This window comes from Petrotoga halophila DSM 16923, from assembly GCF_002924615.1.
On record NZ_JALY01000131.1, the window covers coordinates 37261 to 53465 of the forward strand.

General features: G+C 34.9%; 16 protein-coding genes. 12 read left to right on the top strand and 4 right to left on the bottom strand.

Annotation, left to right across the window (positions count from 1 at the left end; translation table 11 throughout):
• Positions 1 to 18: 18 nt before the first annotated feature.
• The 10 genes from AA81_RS06275 to rbsK all read left to right on the top strand — a co-directional run bounded on the left by AA81_RS06275 (position 19) and on the right by rbsK (position 10387).
• Positions 19 to 1014 carry a BMP family ABC transporter substrate-binding protein gene (locus AA81_RS06275; RefSeq protein WP_103898557.1) on the top strand — a complete coding sequence of 332 codons (996 nt, stop codon included), beginning with the start codon at positions 19 to 21 and terminating at the stop codon, positions 1012 to 1014.
• Positions 1015 to 1033: 19 nt separating this feature from the next.
• Positions 1034 to 2548, top strand: coding sequence for an ABC transporter ATP-binding protein (locus tag AA81_RS06280; RefSeq protein ID WP_103898558.1), 1515 nt, complete (start codon positions 1034 to 1036; stop codon positions 2546 to 2548).
• Positions 2545 to 3600 carry an ABC transporter permease gene (locus tag AA81_RS06285; protein ID WP_103078000.1) on the top strand — a complete coding sequence of 352 codons (1056 nt, stop codon included), beginning with the start codon at positions 2545 to 2547 and terminating at the stop codon, positions 3598 to 3600. Before AA81_RS06280 ends, AA81_RS06285 begins: the two co-directional genes overlap by 4 nt.
• Before the next feature lie 16 nt (positions 3601 to 3616).
• Positions 3617 to 4489: an ABC transporter permease gene (locus AA81_RS06290; RefSeq protein WP_103078001.1), complete on the top strand. Its 873-nt coding sequence runs from the start codon at positions 3617 to 3619 to the stop codon at positions 4487 to 4489.
• A gap of 164 nt (positions 4490 to 4653) precedes the next feature.
• Positions 4654 to 5637, top strand: coding sequence for a LacI family DNA-binding transcriptional regulator (locus tag AA81_RS06295; RefSeq protein WP_103078002.1), 984 nt, complete (start codon positions 4654 to 4656; stop codon positions 5635 to 5637).
• A 1-nt stretch (position 5638) separates the two neighbouring features.
• On the top strand, positions 5639 to 6034 hold the full coding sequence (gene rbsD / locus AA81_RS06300; protein WP_103898559.1) for a D-ribose pyranase: 396 nt from the start codon (positions 5639 to 5641) through the stop codon (positions 6032 to 6034).
• Positions 6034 to 7524 (top strand): sugar ABC transporter ATP-binding protein, encoded by a 1491-nt coding sequence (locus AA81_RS06305; RefSeq protein ID WP_103898560.1) that lies wholly within the window; start codon positions 6034 to 6036, stop codon positions 7522 to 7524. The genes rbsD and AA81_RS06305 overlap by 1 nt, the downstream gene beginning before the upstream one ends.
• 16 nt (positions 7525 to 7540) lie before the next feature.
• Entirely contained in the window at positions 7541 to 8440 is a 900-nt protein-coding gene (locus AA81_RS06310) for an ABC transporter permease (RefSeq protein ID WP_041534308.1), read from the top strand.
• A gap of 102 nt (positions 8441 to 8542) precedes the next feature.
• Positions 8543 to 9412, top strand: a complete 870-nt coding sequence (rbsB, locus tag AA81_RS06315; RefSeq protein WP_103898561.1) for a ribose ABC transporter substrate-binding protein RbsB — start codon at positions 8543 to 8545, stop codon at positions 9410 to 9412.
• Positions 9413 to 9469: 57 nt separating this feature from the next.
• Positions 9470 to 10387, top strand: coding sequence for a ribokinase (gene rbsK / locus AA81_RS06320; RefSeq protein ID WP_103898562.1), 918 nt, complete (start codon positions 9470 to 9472; stop codon positions 10385 to 10387).
• Here the strand turns inward: rbsK and AA81_RS06325 are convergent.
• A complete protein-coding gene (locus AA81_RS06325) occupies positions 10382 to 11584 on the bottom strand; it encodes an MFS transporter (protein WP_169999639.1) in 1203 nt (400 codons plus the stop codon). The genes rbsK and AA81_RS06325 overlap by 6 nt on opposite strands.
• Before the next feature lie 77 nt (positions 11585 to 11661).
• Positions 11662 to 13266, bottom strand: a complete 1605-nt coding sequence (locus AA81_RS06330) for a gamma-glutamyltransferase family protein (protein WP_103898564.1) — start codon at positions 13264 to 13266, stop codon at positions 11662 to 11664.
• A gap of 135 nt (positions 13267 to 13401) precedes the next feature.
• Here AA81_RS06330 and AA81_RS06335 point away from each other — a divergent pair, with 135 nt between their 5' ends.
• Entirely contained in the window at positions 13402 to 13935 is a 534-nt protein-coding gene (locus AA81_RS06335) for a hypothetical protein (RefSeq protein ID WP_103898565.1), read from the top strand.
• 93 nt (positions 13936 to 14028) lie between these two features.
• Positions 14029 to 14607 carry an outer membrane beta-barrel protein gene (locus tag AA81_RS06340; RefSeq protein WP_103898566.1) on the top strand — a complete coding sequence of 193 codons (579 nt, stop codon included), beginning with the start codon at positions 14029 to 14031 and terminating at the stop codon, positions 14605 to 14607.
• Positions 14608 to 14653: 46 nt separating this feature from the next.
• Here AA81_RS06340 and AA81_RS06345 read toward each other — a convergent pair whose 3' ends face one another.
• Positions 14654 to 15205: a GNAT family N-acetyltransferase gene (locus tag AA81_RS06345; RefSeq protein WP_103077375.1), complete on the bottom strand. Its 552-nt coding sequence runs from the start codon at positions 15203 to 15205 to the stop codon at positions 14654 to 14656.
• Positions 15206 to 15558: 353 nt separating this feature from the next.
• Positions 15559 to 16197 carry a CpsB/CapC family capsule biosynthesis tyrosine phosphatase gene (locus AA81_RS06350; protein ID WP_103898567.1) on the bottom strand — a complete coding sequence of 213 codons (639 nt, stop codon included), beginning with the start codon at positions 16195 to 16197 and terminating at the stop codon, positions 15559 to 15561.
• Positions 16198 to 16205: the final 8 nt, after the last annotated feature.

The window sequence follows — 16205 nt, forward strand, 5'->3', positions numbered from 1 at the left end:
GTACGGGAGGTGTAAAAAATGAAAAGATTCACATTTTTTGTGTTCATTGTTATTCTCTTTTCTTTCACAGTTTTTGCAGCACCACAAAAGGTCGCTTACGTAATAAACGGTTCCCTTGGGGATCAATCCTTTTATGATTCCGGTTATGCTGGCATAAAACAACTGGAGAATGATTACGGGGTTCAAACAAGGGTAATTGAATGCAACTTTGATCCTTCGCTCTATTATCCAAGTTTACTCACAGCTGCAAATTGGGCAGATGTTGTATTTGTAATCTCTTATGGTTTTGAAGAAGAATTAAAAACCATAGCAACACAATTTCCCAATAAGATATTCGTAAATATTGACACCGTAGTCGAAGATGAACAGGGTATAATATCAAACGTTGATTTCATTGAAGAAGAAGGGGCTTTCATAGCTGGAGTTGTAGCAGGTATCGTTACAACAATGACGGAATTGGAAGGAATAAACCCTCAAAAACTAATAGGAGCAGTAGGTGGAGATGACGATATAGTAATAAGATCCTTTGTATATGGTTATGAACAAGGGGCACATTACATAGATCCGGAAATTGAAGTAAGAACGATATACGTGGGAAGTTGGGATGATCCTGCAAAAGGGAAACAAGCCGCTTTACAACTTTATTCTCAGGGTGTGGATGTAATATTTCAAATCGCAAGTTTAACAGGATCGGGAGTTTTACAAGCAGCCCAAGAAGAAGGAAAATATGCTATTGGCGTAGATTCAAATCAAAATGGTCTTGCCCCAGGTCATGTGATCACCAGCGATCTTAAAGAAGTTGGAAAATCCATTGAACTAGTTTTTAAAGACATAGTAGATGGAAGATATGAACCCGGCACGTTGTACAAACTCGGATTAAAAGCCGGAGCGGTAGGATTAGCAATCGATGAATACACATATCAGATTCTTCCGAAAGAAACTGTAGAAAAAATATTACAGGTTCAGAAAGATGTTGCGGATGGAAAGATTGTGGTCAAAGAGTATAGAGAATAATCATCCGTAGGTGGTTTAAATGTCATATATACAAATAAGAAATATATATAAAATATACCCACCTGATGTTTTAGCCTTAGAAGGAGTGAATTTCTCCTTAGAAAAAGGAGAAATTCACTCTATTATAGGCGAAAACGGAGCCGGAAAAAGTACATTGATGAAGATTTTATACGGTATGGTGCCTCCGTCTAGTGGTGAGATCTTTATCAATAATCAAGAACAAAAAATAACTAACCCAAACGTAGCTATCAAACTTGGTATAGGTATGGTTCACCAAGAATTTATGCTCGTTCCTTCTTTTAAGGTATACGAGAACGTTGTTTTGGGTTTGGAAAAGACAAAAAATTTCGGCTTCTTAGATAAAGAAAAAATATTAAATGAATTAGAAGAGATTACCAAAAAATTTAATCTGTCTGTCGATCTACAAGCAACTACTTCTAACCTCTCTGTCGCAGCCCAACAAAAAGTGGAGATCCTAAAATTGCTGTACAGAAAGGTTGACACGCTGATTTTTGATGAACCAACAGCCGTACTAACACCTCAAGAAACTCAACAACTATTCAAAGAGATTAGAAATATTAGAGATACTGGCAAAACTATTGTTTTTATCAGTCATAAATTGGAAGAAGTATTGGAAATCTCAGATATTATAACAGTTATGAGAAGAGGAAAAATTATCTCAACTTTAAAGAACGAAAAACGTTCAAAAGGTGAATTGGCAAAAATGATGGTGGGTAAAGAGGTTATGCTAACAGTGAAGAAGGTTCCAAAAGAACCAGGTAAAGAAATTTTTAAATGTGCAAATTTGACTGTTGCTTCTAATAAAACAAAGATAAATCTATTGTCAAACATCAATATTGTCATTAGATCAGGTGAAATAGTGGGTTTAGCAGGCGTTGAAGGCAATGGTCAATACGAGATCGTACAAACAATAATTGGTGAAATTTATCCGCACCACGGAAAAATATTTATAGAAGATCAAAATATCACAGAGCTCCCCATCAGAAAAAGAAGAAGACTAATAAGTTATATCCCTGCTGACAGAAAAAGATACGGATTAGCTTTGAATGCCATTTTAACAGAAAATCTTTCCATGACTCACCACTTAGGCGAAAAATTATCAAAATTTAAATATATCATGGATTGGAAAAAGGCTAAAAAATTTGCGAAAGATTTGATCAATCAATACAACATCCTTTCAAGAAGTATAAACGATGTTCCTAAAAGTCTTTCGGGAGGTAATCAGCAGAAATTAATAGTTGCGCGTGAATTCAGCCTCGATGCACCATTTTTGCTTTTGGACCAGCCAACCAGAGGATTAGATGTTGGTTCAATCGAATATGTTCATAACGTTATCCTTGAGATGAGAAAAAAAGGAAAAGGGATTTTGTTGATCTCTGCAGATCTGGATGAACTTTTATCTATGTGCGATAGGTTGTACGTTTTACGAAAAGGGGAAATAGTTGCTGAATTGGACCCCAACATCCATTCAAAAGAAGAAGTGGGAGAGTACATGCTGGGGGCTAAACTATGAAAAGTTTAAATAAAATATTAACAGGAATCGTTGGTATAGCCTTATCTTTTCTTGCAGCTGCGGTTCTGATTAAACTTCAGGGAAATTCGCCTATCGATGCTTATCGAGCATTATTTAATTACGGATTAGCTTCATGGTTTTCTCTTTCTTCGACCTTAAACAACGCTACCCCATTGATATTAACGGGCATGTCTGCAGCGATAGCGTTCAGTTCAAATGTGGTGAACCTTGGAGAACCAGGACAATTGATTGTCGGAGCCTTGACCGCCGCACTTTTGGGATACTATCTACCCATACCAGGAGTATTGGGGATATTTGTTATTTTGATAATTTCTGGTATCATTGGTGGTTTATATGGTGGCTTGGCTGGTGTACTAAAAAAGTATTACAAAATGGATGAATTTATAACCACTTTGATGTTGAATTTCATAGCAGATTACTTGACCTTGTACCTGGCAACATATCCATTTTTGGATGAAAAATCGTACGTTCCTGCCACTCATATGATAAAAAGAGAATTTTTTCTTCCCACTATAAACGGAATAAATATAAGTTTTTTCATAGCGATTTTTATGGTCTTTGTTTCATTTTTTGTTGTAACTTATCTAAAAAAAGGTTACGAATGGCGGATGATGGGACATAATTATGACTTTTCAAAGATTGGCGGATGTAAAAATGAAGAAAATTTAATCTGGGTTATGTTTTACACAGGGTTCCTTTCCGGATTAGCGGGGGCTTTGTTGATATTGGGTGGAACTCAACATAGGTTTATTAAAGGAATCGGAGCAAACTACGGTTGGGATGGAGTAATGCTTGCCATAGTGGGGGGTAACGGAGTGATTGAAACATCTGTTTTTGCCGTATTCTTCGGATTTCTTAAAGCAGGTGGGATAGGTATGGAATTCGAGGTATTCATACCTTCTGAATTCACAATGGTTCTTCAGGCTATAATCGTTTTATTGGTTGTCTCAACAAGGAGTACGATATCTTACTACAGCGATAAAATCAAGGCTTCTCTGAAAGCAAAAAGAGTGGTGAAATCCTCTGACTAATATAATTTCTTTATTAATTAGAGACAGTTTTAGTAGCGCAACTCCTATACTCCTTGCAGCGTTGGGGGGGACTTTTACCTATTACGCTAACGTATTCAACATTGCTATGGAAGGTATGATGCTCATCGGGGCTTTTTTCGGAGTTTTGGGAAGCTATCTTTTTCAAAGTTGGGCAATGGGTATGTTGTTTGCAGTGATTTCCGGAGCTGTTGTTGCTCTGATTTTTTCAGCATTTGCGTTGTCTCTTAAAACAGACGAATTCTTAACTGGTATTGGTATAAATATGCTCGCTTTGGGCGGAACTACGTATCTTTTAAGGAACATCTTCGATGTAAAAGGTGCTTTCATATCTCCAAGGATAGAATCTCTTCCAACATGGGATATACCTATTTTAAATCAAATTCCTATACTCTCACAAATATTGAACAATCATCCCTTTATTGTTTACGTATCAATACTTTTAGCTTTGTTGCTAGAAGTTATAATATTTCACACGAAATTCGGTCTCAGACTTAGAGCAACAGGGGAAGATCCAGAAACCACAAGATCTTTAGGCATTAACCCTAATAAAATGAAATTTACCTCTATACTACTTTCAGGTATACTTTCTTCCATGGGTGGAACATACTTATCCTTAGGCTATGTTACCCTTTTCAGTGAAAATATGTCAAACGGTAGAGGATGGATCTCTTTGGCTATAATAATCTTGGTAAAAGGTCGTCCTTTAGGAATACTTTTAATGTCTTTACTGTTCGGATTTTTTGAGAGTGTAACTTTCACCCTTCAAAACTTCAATATTCCACCACAAATCACTTCCATGTTACCTTATTTGATCACTTTGGTAGTCTTATTCTTATACAGTTCCAACAAAAGTAAAGAAGAAAAATGAATAAAATTAAGAAAACAAAAGAAAAATCAAGTTAATCGACTATAATTCCGTCTAATTTCTTCTAATCCCCCATAATCAAGTTTGCAATTTAAATTATTTAGAGATATACTTAAAACAAGCAGTTTCGAAAACGTTTGCATAATAATTGTAACAAGGTGGTTTTTATGAATAAACAAATAACTATAAAAGATATAGCAAAAGAAGCGGGGGTTTCCATATCAACTGTTTCAAGGGTGGTAAACAGTTCCTTACCGGTAAAAAAAGAAACGAAAGAAAAAGTTTTAAAGGCAATTGAAAAGTTTAATTATTATCCTGATTCTCTTGCCAGGAGTTTAAGAGTTGGATACACAAAGACAATAGGTATAATCATCCCAAATATTGCCAACCCCTTTTTTGCAACTATAGTAAGAGGAGCAGAAGATTTTCTAAGATCAAAAGGCTTTTCTTTGATGATATGCAATTCGGATAACAACATTGTTGAAGAAAAAAAATTATTTAAAACATTAATCGAAAAGAAAGTCGATGGGATTTTGTACTCAGGCATAGGTGACCATGTTGAAAATCTCATAAATAGGAATGTTAAAACCGTTTTCATAGACAGGGTCATTAAAAACAATAAATTCTCTTACGTTTGTTCAAACAACTACAACGCAATGTATAAATTACTGGAATACCTATACAATTCAAATCACAGAAAATTCATATTTATAAGCGGCCAAAAAGAAATATTCAGCGCAGCTGAAAGATTAAGAGCCTTCCAAGATTTTGCAAATGAATATAAGATAGATTACAAAATATACGAGGGAGAGTACACCCATGAATCGGGGCTTTCGGTGGCTAAAAAGATTAAAAATCTTCCCGACGTTGTAGTATGTGCAAATGATTTGTTGGCTTATGGAGTTATAGAACATTTTAAATCAAAGGGCTTGAAAGTGCCAAATGATGTAAGCGTTACTGGATACGATGACATTGCTTTTAGTAAAATGTTCTCTCCACCCTTAACTACTGTGAAACAACCTATTTATGAAATGGGAAAAACGGCCGGAGAAATGATCTTTACAATACTTTCAAGGAAATCAGATCACACTCCTGTAAAACAGTTTGAGAACGAAATAATAATTCGAGAAAGTACGAGGAGGAGAAATTAAGTTGAAAAAGCAAGGCATATTCAATTCTCAGATATCATACTTTGTTGCTTCAATGGGACATAAAGATATGTTAAGTATAGTTGATATGGGTTATCCAATACCTAAAGATGCCACATTTGTTGACTTAGTTTTTGATAAAGGTATACCAAATTTTATTGATACTATCAAAATAGTTTTATGCGAATTAGAAGTTGAGAAAGTAATTATTGCTGATGAGATGGAAGCAAATAATCTTAAAAATTATCAAAAAGTGATCGATATATTTTCAAATATTGAGATAGAGAAAAAATCACATGAAGAGTTTAAAGATGTGGCAAAAAATTCCAAATTTTTTATAAGAACTGGAGAATGTACACCCTTTTCAAACATTATATTGATTTCAGGGGTGATTTTTTAATGTTATTAGAGATGGTAGATATTACAAAGACCTTCCCAGGGGTTGTGGCACTTGACAAAGTCAGTTTCAACTTAAAAGAAAAAGAAATACATGCCCTGCTCGGGGAAAACGGAGCCGGCAAAAGTACGTTAATCAAAATACTTGGTGGAATTTATCAGCCAGATAGCGGCGAGATAATTTTAAATGGGGAAAAAGTAATCTTTCGATCGCCGATAGAAGCTAAAAAAAGAGGAATAGCCATAATACACCAGGAATTAATGCTTGCTGAAAATTTATCGATTGCTGAAAATATATTTTTAGGAAAAGAGAAAGGCAATTACTTAAATATCGATTTTAAATCTATGGCTATCGAAGCAAAAAAATATCTGAATATGCTTGATTTTGATATCGACCCGAAAACAAAGGTTTCTAATCTAAACGTATCAGAAAAACAGTTGTTGGAAATTGCGAAGGCTATAGCATCACAAGCCGAAATTATCGTTATGGACGAGCCTACCGCTACAATTACCGAACACGAAACAAGTACTTTATTTAAGGTTATGAGGGATCTTAGAGAAAAAGGTATTTCTATTATTTTTATAACCCACAAACTTGAAGAAGTATATCAAATAGCTGATAGAGTAACCGTCCTTAGAGATGGTAAATTGGTAGGTTTTGGAAATTTAGAAGAACTAAACCAAGATGACCTGATAAAGATGATGGTAGGAAGGGAAATAAAAGATATGTTCCCTAAATTTAATAAGGTAAGAGATAAAATTGCCCTAAAAGTTGAGGAATTTGAAATTCCTGGTAAGGTTTACCCACTTTCTTTTGAAGTTAGAGAAGGGGAAATATTTGGAATAACAGGATTGGTTGGTTGTGGAAAATCAGAACTAGCATTAGGACTTTTCGGAGCATACAAATCAACTTTCAAAAACTTTATTGTTGATGAACAAAAGATAGAAGAGCTTAAGACTCCCTCTCAAGCTTTAAAAAAAGGTATAGTTTTGGTTCCTGAGGACAGAAAATCTCAAGGGCTTGTCCAGCTACTGACTGTTGTTGATAACATAACTATTCCAAATGCTGAAGAATTCGCTCCTATTTTCAATATTGATTGGAAAAAAGCTATAGAAGAGACTAAAAATCAGATCAAAAAATATAATATAAAAGTATCGTCTGACAAACAGAAGGTGAAAAATTTATCTGGCGGAAACCAACAGAAGGTTGTATTAGCAAAATTTTTGTTGAAACAACCAAAAATTGCGATCCTTGTAGAACCTACTCGAGGAATAGACGTTGGAGCTAAAATAGAAGTTTATAAGCTTATAAACGATTTAGCTAATAGAGGAATGGGAGTGATATTAGTGACTTCAGAGATTCCGGAAATTTTGGGGTTATGTGACAGAGTTCTGATAATGCACAGAGGAAGAAAAACAGCTTTATTGGAAAAGGAAGAAATGACACCAGAAAAAATACTAAAAGCTGGAATGGGGTTGGTTGAAATTGTTTAAATCTCTCTTAGTTTTTATGAGAAAAAATCCTGCCCTTGTTGGTTTTATCATTTTGTTTGTGGTACTTTCAATTTTTACAGACAGTTTTTTTAATCTCTATAATATCGTTAATGTCATTAGACAAGTTTCAATAATGGCTATACTCGGTTTCGGAATGACACTTGTAATAATTTCTGGAGGAATAGATCTATCTGTTGGTTCAACCTTTGCTTTTAGTGCTGTTGTTATGGCTTCCATAGTCAAAGATGGAAGAGTCCTATTAGGAATAATTGTAGGCTTATTAATTGGCGCAGCGATAGGGGCATTTAATGGAATTGTCATATCGAAAGGCAAGATTCAGCCTTTCATTGTAACATTAGCTACAATGGCTATAGGAAGGAGTTTAACCTTAGCATACACTGAAGGAATCCCCATATCACTTTTCCCCGATAGTTTTAGATTTTTGGGCAGAGGGGATATATTTGGTATACCAGTGCCCATTTTGATCATGTTAGGTATATTTTTTCTTTCCCTTTACATACTGAAAAAAACAAAGTTGGGATTGTATATATACGCAATTGGAGGAAATGAGGAAGCCACGAAACTCAGTGGAGTAAACGTAGATAGATATAAAACCGTTGTTTACATGTTGAGCGGACTTTTTAGTGCGATCAGCGCCATAATCTTGACAGCAAGATTGAACAGTGCTCAAGCCACTTTTGGACAAGGGTATGAACTTGACGCAATAGCAACAGTCGTTTTGGGCGGAGCAAGTTTAGCTGGAGGAAAAGGTGGAGTGTTAGGAACGTTGTTTGGTGCCCTTCTTCTGGGAACAATTAACAACGGAATGAACTTGATGAATATTTCCCCATTTTATCAAGATTTAGTTAAAGGAGTCATAATACTGTTAGCTGTTCTTTCAGAAAAAGAGGAATAAAACCATTTTTCGATAGGCGAAGGGATAATGCTTCCACTTTCCTGTTGGGTGGGGAGCGGGGGAAGGGCGCTGAGAAAAACATATCAAAGGAGGTAGAGAAAGATGAGAAAGGTGTTAGTATTTGTTTTGTTAGTACTGTTTGTTTCAACGTTTAGTTTTGGAGTAAAGATAGGTTTATCGGTTTCAACATTAAACAACCCATTTTTTGTAGACTTAGTAAACGGTGCAGAAGATAAAGCTAATGAATTAGGGATAGAACTGTTGGTAGTTGATGCCCGAGACGATCCAGCAAAGCAACTAAACGATATAGAAGATCTGATATTACAAAGAGTCGACATGATTTTAGTAAATCCTACTGACAGCGACGCTATTGTAGCAGCTATTGAAGAAGCAAACGACGCTAAAATCCCAGTAATAACTGTTGATAGAAGTGCAAATGGTGGAAAAGTTCTAGTTCACATAGCTTCAGACAACATTGCTGGAGGAAGGATGGCAGGTAGTTTCATTGCGGAACAATTAGGAGGAAAAGGAAAAGTCATAGAATTGGTCGGAGTTCCGGGAACTTCTTCTGCAAGAGAAAGAGGCCAAGGTTTCAACGAAGAAATATCGAAATATCCTGGTATTGAAGTCGTAGCCAGACAAACAGCAAACTACAATAGGGCTGAAGGATTAACTGTTATGGAAAACCTACTTCAGGCTTATCCAGACGTAGACGCCGTTTTTGCTCATAACGATGAAATGGCTTTGGGTGCATTGGAGGCAATAAAGGCTGCTGGTAAGTTACAAGACATCATTGTTGTGGGATTTGATGCCACTCCCGATGCATTAGCTTCTGTTGAAAAAGGTGAACTTAGTGCAACAATAGCTCAACAACCTTACAAAATGGGAGAACTGGCAGTTGAAAAAGCTTATGAATATTTGAGTACAGAGACAATTTACTTCCCCGTTCCACTTCAATTAGTAACAAAATAACTTAAAAAGGGGCGTTATGCCCCTTTTACTGAAATTATTCAAAGGAGAGATAGGCCAATGATCGCTGTTATTGGTAGCAGTAACATGGATATTGTATTCAACGTTGAACATTTTACACTTCCTGGAGAAACCCAAAAAGCCCTTTCGTTAGACTTTTATTTTGGCGGTAAAGGGGCAAATCAAGCCGTTGCAGCTGCTAAGTTATCTGAAAAGCCTGTTTACTTTTGTAGTTGCCTAGGTGATGACGAATATGGGAATCAAATTTCTCAAAACTTTAAAAAGTATAAAATAGAAGGTTATTACGTGCAAAAGAATGAAAGAACAGGTAGAGCTTATATAGAGGTTGATAAAAATGGTGAGAATAGAATAATTATCTTCTCAGGTGCTAACGATAAGGTGGATAAGGAGAAAATAGATAAGTTTTTTGATAAATATGGTGATGAAATAGATATTTGTTTATTGCAAAATGAAATTCCCATCCAAAGCGTTGAGTATGCTATTTCTAAGTTAAAAGAAAAAGGAATAACTGTTATTTACGATCCCGCTCCTGTTAGAAGTACAAAGATGGAAAGTTTAAACGGTATAGATTTCTTAAACCCCAACGATAAAGAGTTTATGTTCCTTTGTGAAAAAGAAAAGATAGATTTCGACGAAAACAACCTTGCTAAATCAATGCTTGAATTTAAAAGAATTAGTAAGGTAAAAAATTTAATTGTGAAGATGGGAGATAAAGGGGTTAAATACATTGATGAAGATGAAAACTTAGGGAAAATTGAACCCCTAAAAGTAAACCCAGTTGATAGTACCGGTGCTGGAGACATCTTTAATGGAGCCTTTGCCGTAGCCTTTTCAGAAACAAAGGATTTACAGAAAAGCCTTAACTTTGCCAATACCGCTGCCGCAATTTCTGTTGAAAGAAAAGGAGCCCAGTCTTCAATCCCTAAAAGAGAAGTAGTATTAAAGCGTTTGTCATGAATTATTACTGTACAACTGATGTAAAATGCCGTTTTTCCTCAAAGGAACGAATAATTTATACATAAAAATCAGTGCCGCGGTATAAAACACGGAGCTAATTAAGAACAAATAAGTATAACCATTGGGTAATACACTTACGATTCCGAATATGAAAGCAGCCAAAGATCTTGTCAAAAAATTGGCAGCATTCCTCAGGCTATATATCGATGTGACTCTGTTCTTTGGTAGTGCACTCAAAACAGAGGATGTTTCCACAGGGTTGGTCATATTCATAAAAGTGAATCTCAAAGCGTAAATACCAATAAAAATAAAAGGATTTCGGATAAAACCCAAACTTATAATCAACGGAATAACTATCCCATTTAAAATGAACGTATATTTAAAAGGGCCAAATCTTTTGCCAAGTACTGGTGAAAGGGCAGAGCCAGCAGCGGCCCCAAATTGTGCAATTGATAGAGATATACCTATCAAAGAAGGGGACATGTTAAATAGGTCTTTATATATAATATTCCCAAAATTGACAAACAATCCCGCTCCAAAAGATATTGCTGCCGTTCTTAAAAGATAGTACTTTAAAATGTATTTTTCTTCTTTGTTGTATTGGGAAAAGTCTAAAACTTTTTGAAGGGTGACTCTTTTATCTCTAACGCTTTCGGGTAATTTTCTTAATAATATGGGTGATATGGCATAACATATCCCTGTTATGTAAAGAGTCAACCCTAAACCCAGATATTCTCCCATAAAACCACCTACGAAATTCCCTAAAACACCGCTAGCCATAAAAATAGCAAAATTGTATCCAAAAGCAGCTCCTCGAGTTGAACTATCGGTAACATCCATCAGATAAGAATCCAAAAGTAATCTCCTAGAGGTCATGAATCCACCATTTAAAAATCCAAGGATTAATAAAATATTTTTATAGGGAAACGTACTTCTGATCAATAATAGAATGCCAAAACTTATGGAAGATATAATTATCATTTTTTTCTTTCCGATTCTATCCCCCAGGATCCCTATTAAGATCCCTAGGATGGCAGCACCCAACATCTCAAAAGAGGTCATTCGACCAATGAACTGATTTGTATAACCCAAATCTCTTAAAAATAAATTAAAAACAACCCTATAAATTGCCCAAAAAGAGCTACTTATGGACGAAAAAATAAGCAGATTAATAACCTTTTGCGTCAGTTTACTCACCTCAATATAGTTAGCTTATCTAACTATATTGTACCACCATTTTTTAGAATCTTTTTGGAATTTACATTAAATTTCTTTTAAAAGCAAGATATGTTACTATCCGCTCTTGGTTCGGTGCCCCCTATCAGTACACCATCGTCCGTTCTATATATGAATTGTCCCCTTCCAAAATTAGAAGGATTTAATGAAATTTCTATTTGATGACCTTTATCTATTAAAGACTCAAGGATATACTTTGGAAATTCTTTTTCTACCATAATTTCCTTGCCCTTTACACATTGCCATCTTGGAGCATCTAAAGCTGCCTGAGGATTCAAATGAAAATCAATAAAATTATTAAGAAATTGTAGATGACCTTGTGGTTGCATGTACCCTCCCATAACTCCAAAAGGCCCTATCGCTTTGTTCTCTTTGGTTATAAATCCAGGTATAATCGTATGGTATGGCCTTTTTAATGGTTTTAAACAGTTGTGATCCTCTTCATTCAAAGAAAAACTTGTTCCTCGGTTTTGAAGGCTTATACCAGTATTTGGAACTACTATTCCAGAACCAAATCCCATATAGTTACTTTGAATGAAAGAAACCATATTTCCGTCTTTATCCGCGGTTGCAAAGTAAACCGTTCCTCCGGAATATGGATCTCCAGCCTCTGGTAATAGTGCATATTCACCTATAAGATTTCTTCGCTTTTTTGCATATTCTTCTGATAAAAGCGATTCTACTGATACTTTCATCTCTTCTATATCAGTAATATATTTCAATCCTTCGCTAAAAGCTAACTTTAAGGCTTCTATTTGCTTATGGTAACTTTCTGGATCTTCTTTACATCTCATTTCAAAGCCTTTTAGTATGTTCAAAGCCATCAAAACAATTATACCTTGTCCATTTGGTGGTAATTCCCATACGTCAAATCCCCTGTAATTTACACTAAGTGGTTCTACCCATATAGGTTCAAAACTTTCTAAATCTTCTTGGCAAAAGTAGCCCCCCGTCTTTTTTGAAAATGTAACCATCCTTTCTGCCAACTCTCCAGAATAAAAACTTTTTGCTTTTGTCTCAGCAATTAATTTTAGAGTCTCGGCGTGATAAGTTGATTCCCAAATTTCTCCAACATCAGGTGCCTTCCCATTCGGGGCAAATACTTCAAACCATGTTTTAAAAATTTCTCCCTTAAACTCTTTTTTATACCTTTTAAAAGCGCTCTGCCATGATTTTGCTGTCACAGGCGAAACAGGGAAACCTTCACTTGCATATTTTATGGATGGTTCTAATAAGTCTTCAAAAGGAAGGACACCAAATCTATCAGACAAAGTTGCCCAAGCAGCCGGAGCACCTGGAACAGTTACTGATTCCCAACCAAACGGAGGTATTTTTTCAAACCCTTTTTCTTTCATTAGTTCCAAGGTGAGATTTTTTGGAGCGTATCCGCTGGAATTCAATCCATATAGTTTACCGTCTTTGTAAAGTATAGCGAAGGCATCGCTACCTATACCGTTGGAAGTAGGTTCCAAGACGGTCAAGCCTGCTGCCACTGCAACAGCCGCATCGAAGGCATTACCACCTTTTTTTAAAATATCTATACCTATCTCAGAAGCTAATGGGTTTGTTGTTGTTACCATTCCGTTTTTCGCATAAATGGGGATCCTTCTTGATGGATAAGCAAATTTTAATGGATCAAACATCTGAACTACCCCTTTCTTTTAATCTAATTTTAAGGAACGTAGTCTATTATACCATTGAAAGCAAACAAATTAAAGGGGCGTAGATATAAGTTTTCATAAATAGTACAATGGGTTATTTCAGGAGGTGACGTAATTATGATAAAAGCTACAAAATTCACTAGCATATTATTAATTTTTCTATTGTTTGTTTTTTCATCTTTTGCAAGTAATACGTCTTACACTGGATTTACCGATTTGGATAATTTGTCTTTAGTTTCTTCAACTCATGGTAATCTCAATTTAATGGAATTGATTGGCGAAATGGAAGTGGATCAAAAAGAAAAATCAACGATTACGATAGGTGTATATTATTTAGCTTCTACAGATGATTACACTGTAAAAATTAAAGAGTTAAATGATCTAAACTATAACCAAGACTATAATTCAGCTTTTAACGCAATGGCAAGTACATCACACAACCGATCTAAAAGTCATTCTGACAAATTTATCAAATCAGATCCAAACGTCAAAAACAAAAATTATAAAAACGATTACTCTTATAAAAACGATTTAACAAACAAGTTTGTTCAAAAAAACAGTAGGTTAGATTACATAGTTTCTCTTAATCTTTTAAAACAAAGTACACCGGATTTCATCGAAATTCAACAAAATGTATTTATTTTTTCTTAGAGATATAAAATAAATGTGATACAATAAGCACTAAAGATTAGTGGGGTTTTTTTATCATAGTTTCTATAAAATCTCAGAGAGGAGGGAAAAAAGATGAAAAAGGTTTTTGCAACGTTGTTGGTAGGTATGTTGGCTGTTTTTAGCTTCGCTGCATTTGAAGTCACAGGTGGTTATGTGAATGCATCGTTAGCGGCTAGTGACACAGATGTTGCAACATCTGTGATGATGCATGGTGTTAGTGTTGGTGCAAACTATCTGTACGATGAATTAGGTGTAGAAGGTGGAGCGTTGTTAGTCGGCGGTTCTTTTGATTATTATTTTCCAGCAGAATTTGTCAATGAAAGTGATGTAGCTACAGATTTATCTCAAATGAGTTTAGGTGTCAACGCTGGTTACAGACAGAGCTTAAACGCTTTCTTGCCAGACTTACCATTTGGAATGTATGTACAAGGTTTGTTTAACTATTCCTTCGGATTAGGAGACGTTGTAACAAGCAGTTTAGGTTTCGGCGGTGGAGCTGGAGCAAACTTCGTAGTTCAAAACCTCAATATGAATGTAGGTGCAGATGTCTTATTTGAAAAACCAACAGTAGCTGAGGATTATGACGAAGTTTATAAGAGTGAGTTCCAGTTGAGACCAAAATTCAAGGTTTACGCAGGCGTACAATTCTAATTTAAAAGTAAACAAAATAACTTAAAAACCTCCTTACGGAGGTTTTTTATTTTAATTTTTTTCTCATTTCGATAGCGACTATTCTATACCCTGATTTTAAAAAGAGAGTTTCTAAAAACCTCAAAAATTTTGGTAAAGTAACAACTCTCTGTTTTTGAAACCCTTTCATCAAATTAATGTTTGTCTCGTCGAATCCAAGGTTTTTATACATATTATACGCAACTTTGTTATTCCCAAAAACATTCAATTCAAGAAATTTTACCTTTTCTTTTTTTAATATTTCTTCTAATTCTTTTATAGCGCTCTTTGCAAATCCCCTTTTTTGATACTTAGGAAAAATCCTAATATCGTATATAAACGCTTTTTTAGAACTGTAATTGACAAAAACCCATATTCTTCCAACGTGTTCATTATTAGTGCTTATAACATTATAACCGTAGTTTTTCCCTTTTTTCATATCTTCGTTCCAGATGGTATCAATTTGATCCTCAGCTCTCACCAAGGCTTCTTGGTATGGAATCAACAAATTCTCAGCCAAAACTTTTGAATATTCTTCGTACATTTTCTTTTTGTATATTTCAAACTCTTCTTTGCTCATTAATTCGAGCTTCGTTACCGACACCTCCAAAAGATGTTATCTTTTCCCGCCCACCACCCCATTAGGAATTACTTAAAATTAGCTACTTCAGGAATTATCTAAAAAGTATCTTTAGGAATATCTAAAAAAGTAGCTTAAGGAATTATTAAAAAAGTTTTTTAAGAGATTATGCAAAAAAGCTAAATAAGGGATTATGTAAAAAATTATTATCTTTTCCCGCCCGCCGCCCTATAAGGAATTACTTAAAATTAGCTACTTCAGGAATTATCTAAAAAGTATCTTTAGGAATTATCTAAAAAATTGCTATCTTTTCCCGCCCACCGCCCCATAAGGAATTATTTTAAAAATTCTAGTTAAGAATTCATTCCTAAAATATTGAAGGCGTTTTTAGTTATTTCGGAATATTTCTTAAATAAGCTTAAATCCACTTCTTCTCTATTCGAACTTCCGTGATTATCGGTCGCTAAAAAATCCACCAAGTAATTATCAAAATAATATTTACCTTCTTGCGTCTTTAAACCTTCAAAATTGACTTGGAAGAGTACACCCATTTCTTTCATTCTTTGAATGATGTCTTTGCTTTCATATAACCATTTGTATCTTTCCACATGTACGAGAATAACTTCATAACCATCCAATTGTAAATTAAATATCGAATCGAGGGCATAAATAGGCATAGGTTGTGTTGGAAATTCTATCAAGATAAAGGAATTAAACGGAATAAAATCTTTGTAATCTGGAGTTAGATATAATTCAGAGGCAAGATAAGTCCTTAAACCAATTTCATTTTTTATTCTTTCTTTTACCTTTTGATAAACTTCTTTGATGATGGTTATATCTGTTTTAACAGAAGGATGGTTAACGTGTGGCGTAAAGATAACATCGGTAATTTCGTTTTCTCTATACCTTCTCAGTTCATTTAATGTTTCTTCAATAGTTTTTATACCATCATCAACTCCAGGTAATAGATGACAATGAATGTCAATATACATTTTATTTT

Bases quoted from the DNA above. Each gene is read 5' to 3' on its own strand.
- AA81_RS06275 (WP_103898557.1), top strand. From the start codon at position 19: ATGAAAAGATTCACATTTTTTGTGTTCATTGTTATTCTCTTTTCTTTC.
- AA81_RS06280 (WP_103898558.1), top strand. From the start codon at position 1,034: ATGTCATATATACAAATAAGAAATATATATAAAATATACCCACCTGAT.
- AA81_RS06285 (WP_103078000.1), top strand. From the start codon at position 2,545: ATGAAAAGTTTAAATAAAATATTAACAGGAATCGTTGGTATAGCCTTA.
- AA81_RS06295 (WP_103078002.1), top strand. From the start codon at position 4,654: ATGAATAAACAAATAACTATAAAAGATATAGCAAAAGAAGCGGGGGTT.
- AA81_RS06305 (WP_103898560.1), top strand. From the start codon at position 6,034: ATGTTATTAGAGATGGTAGATATTACAAAGACCTTCCCAGGGGTTGTG.
- AA81_RS06310 (WP_041534308.1), top strand. From the start codon at position 7,541: ATGAGAAAAAATCCTGCCCTTGTTGGTTTTATCATTTTGTTTGTGGTA.
- rbsB (WP_103898561.1), top strand. From the start codon at position 8,543: ATGAGAAAGGTGTTAGTATTTGTTTTGTTAGTACTGTTTGTTTCAACG.
- rbsK (WP_103898562.1), top strand. From the start codon at position 9,470: ATGATCGCTGTTATTGGTAGCAGTAACATGGATATTGTATTCAACGTT.
- AA81_RS06330 (WP_103898564.1), bottom strand. From the start codon at position 13,266: ATGTTTGATCCATTAAAATTTGCTTATCCATCAAGAAGGATCCCCATT.
- AA81_RS06335 (WP_103898565.1), top strand. From the start codon at position 13,402: ATGATAAAAGCTACAAAATTCACTAGCATATTATTAATTTTTCTATTG.
- AA81_RS06340 (WP_103898566.1), top strand. From the start codon at position 14,029: ATGAAAAAGGTTTTTGCAACGTTGTTGGTAGGTATGTTGGCTGTTTTT.
- AA81_RS06345 (WP_103077375.1), bottom strand. From the start codon at position 15,205: ATGAGCAAAGAAGAGTTTGAAATATACAAAAAGAAAATGTACGAAGAA.
- AA81_RS06350 (WP_103898567.1), bottom strand. From the start codon at position 16,197: ATGTATATTGACATTCATTGTCATCTATTACCTGGAGTTGATGATGGT.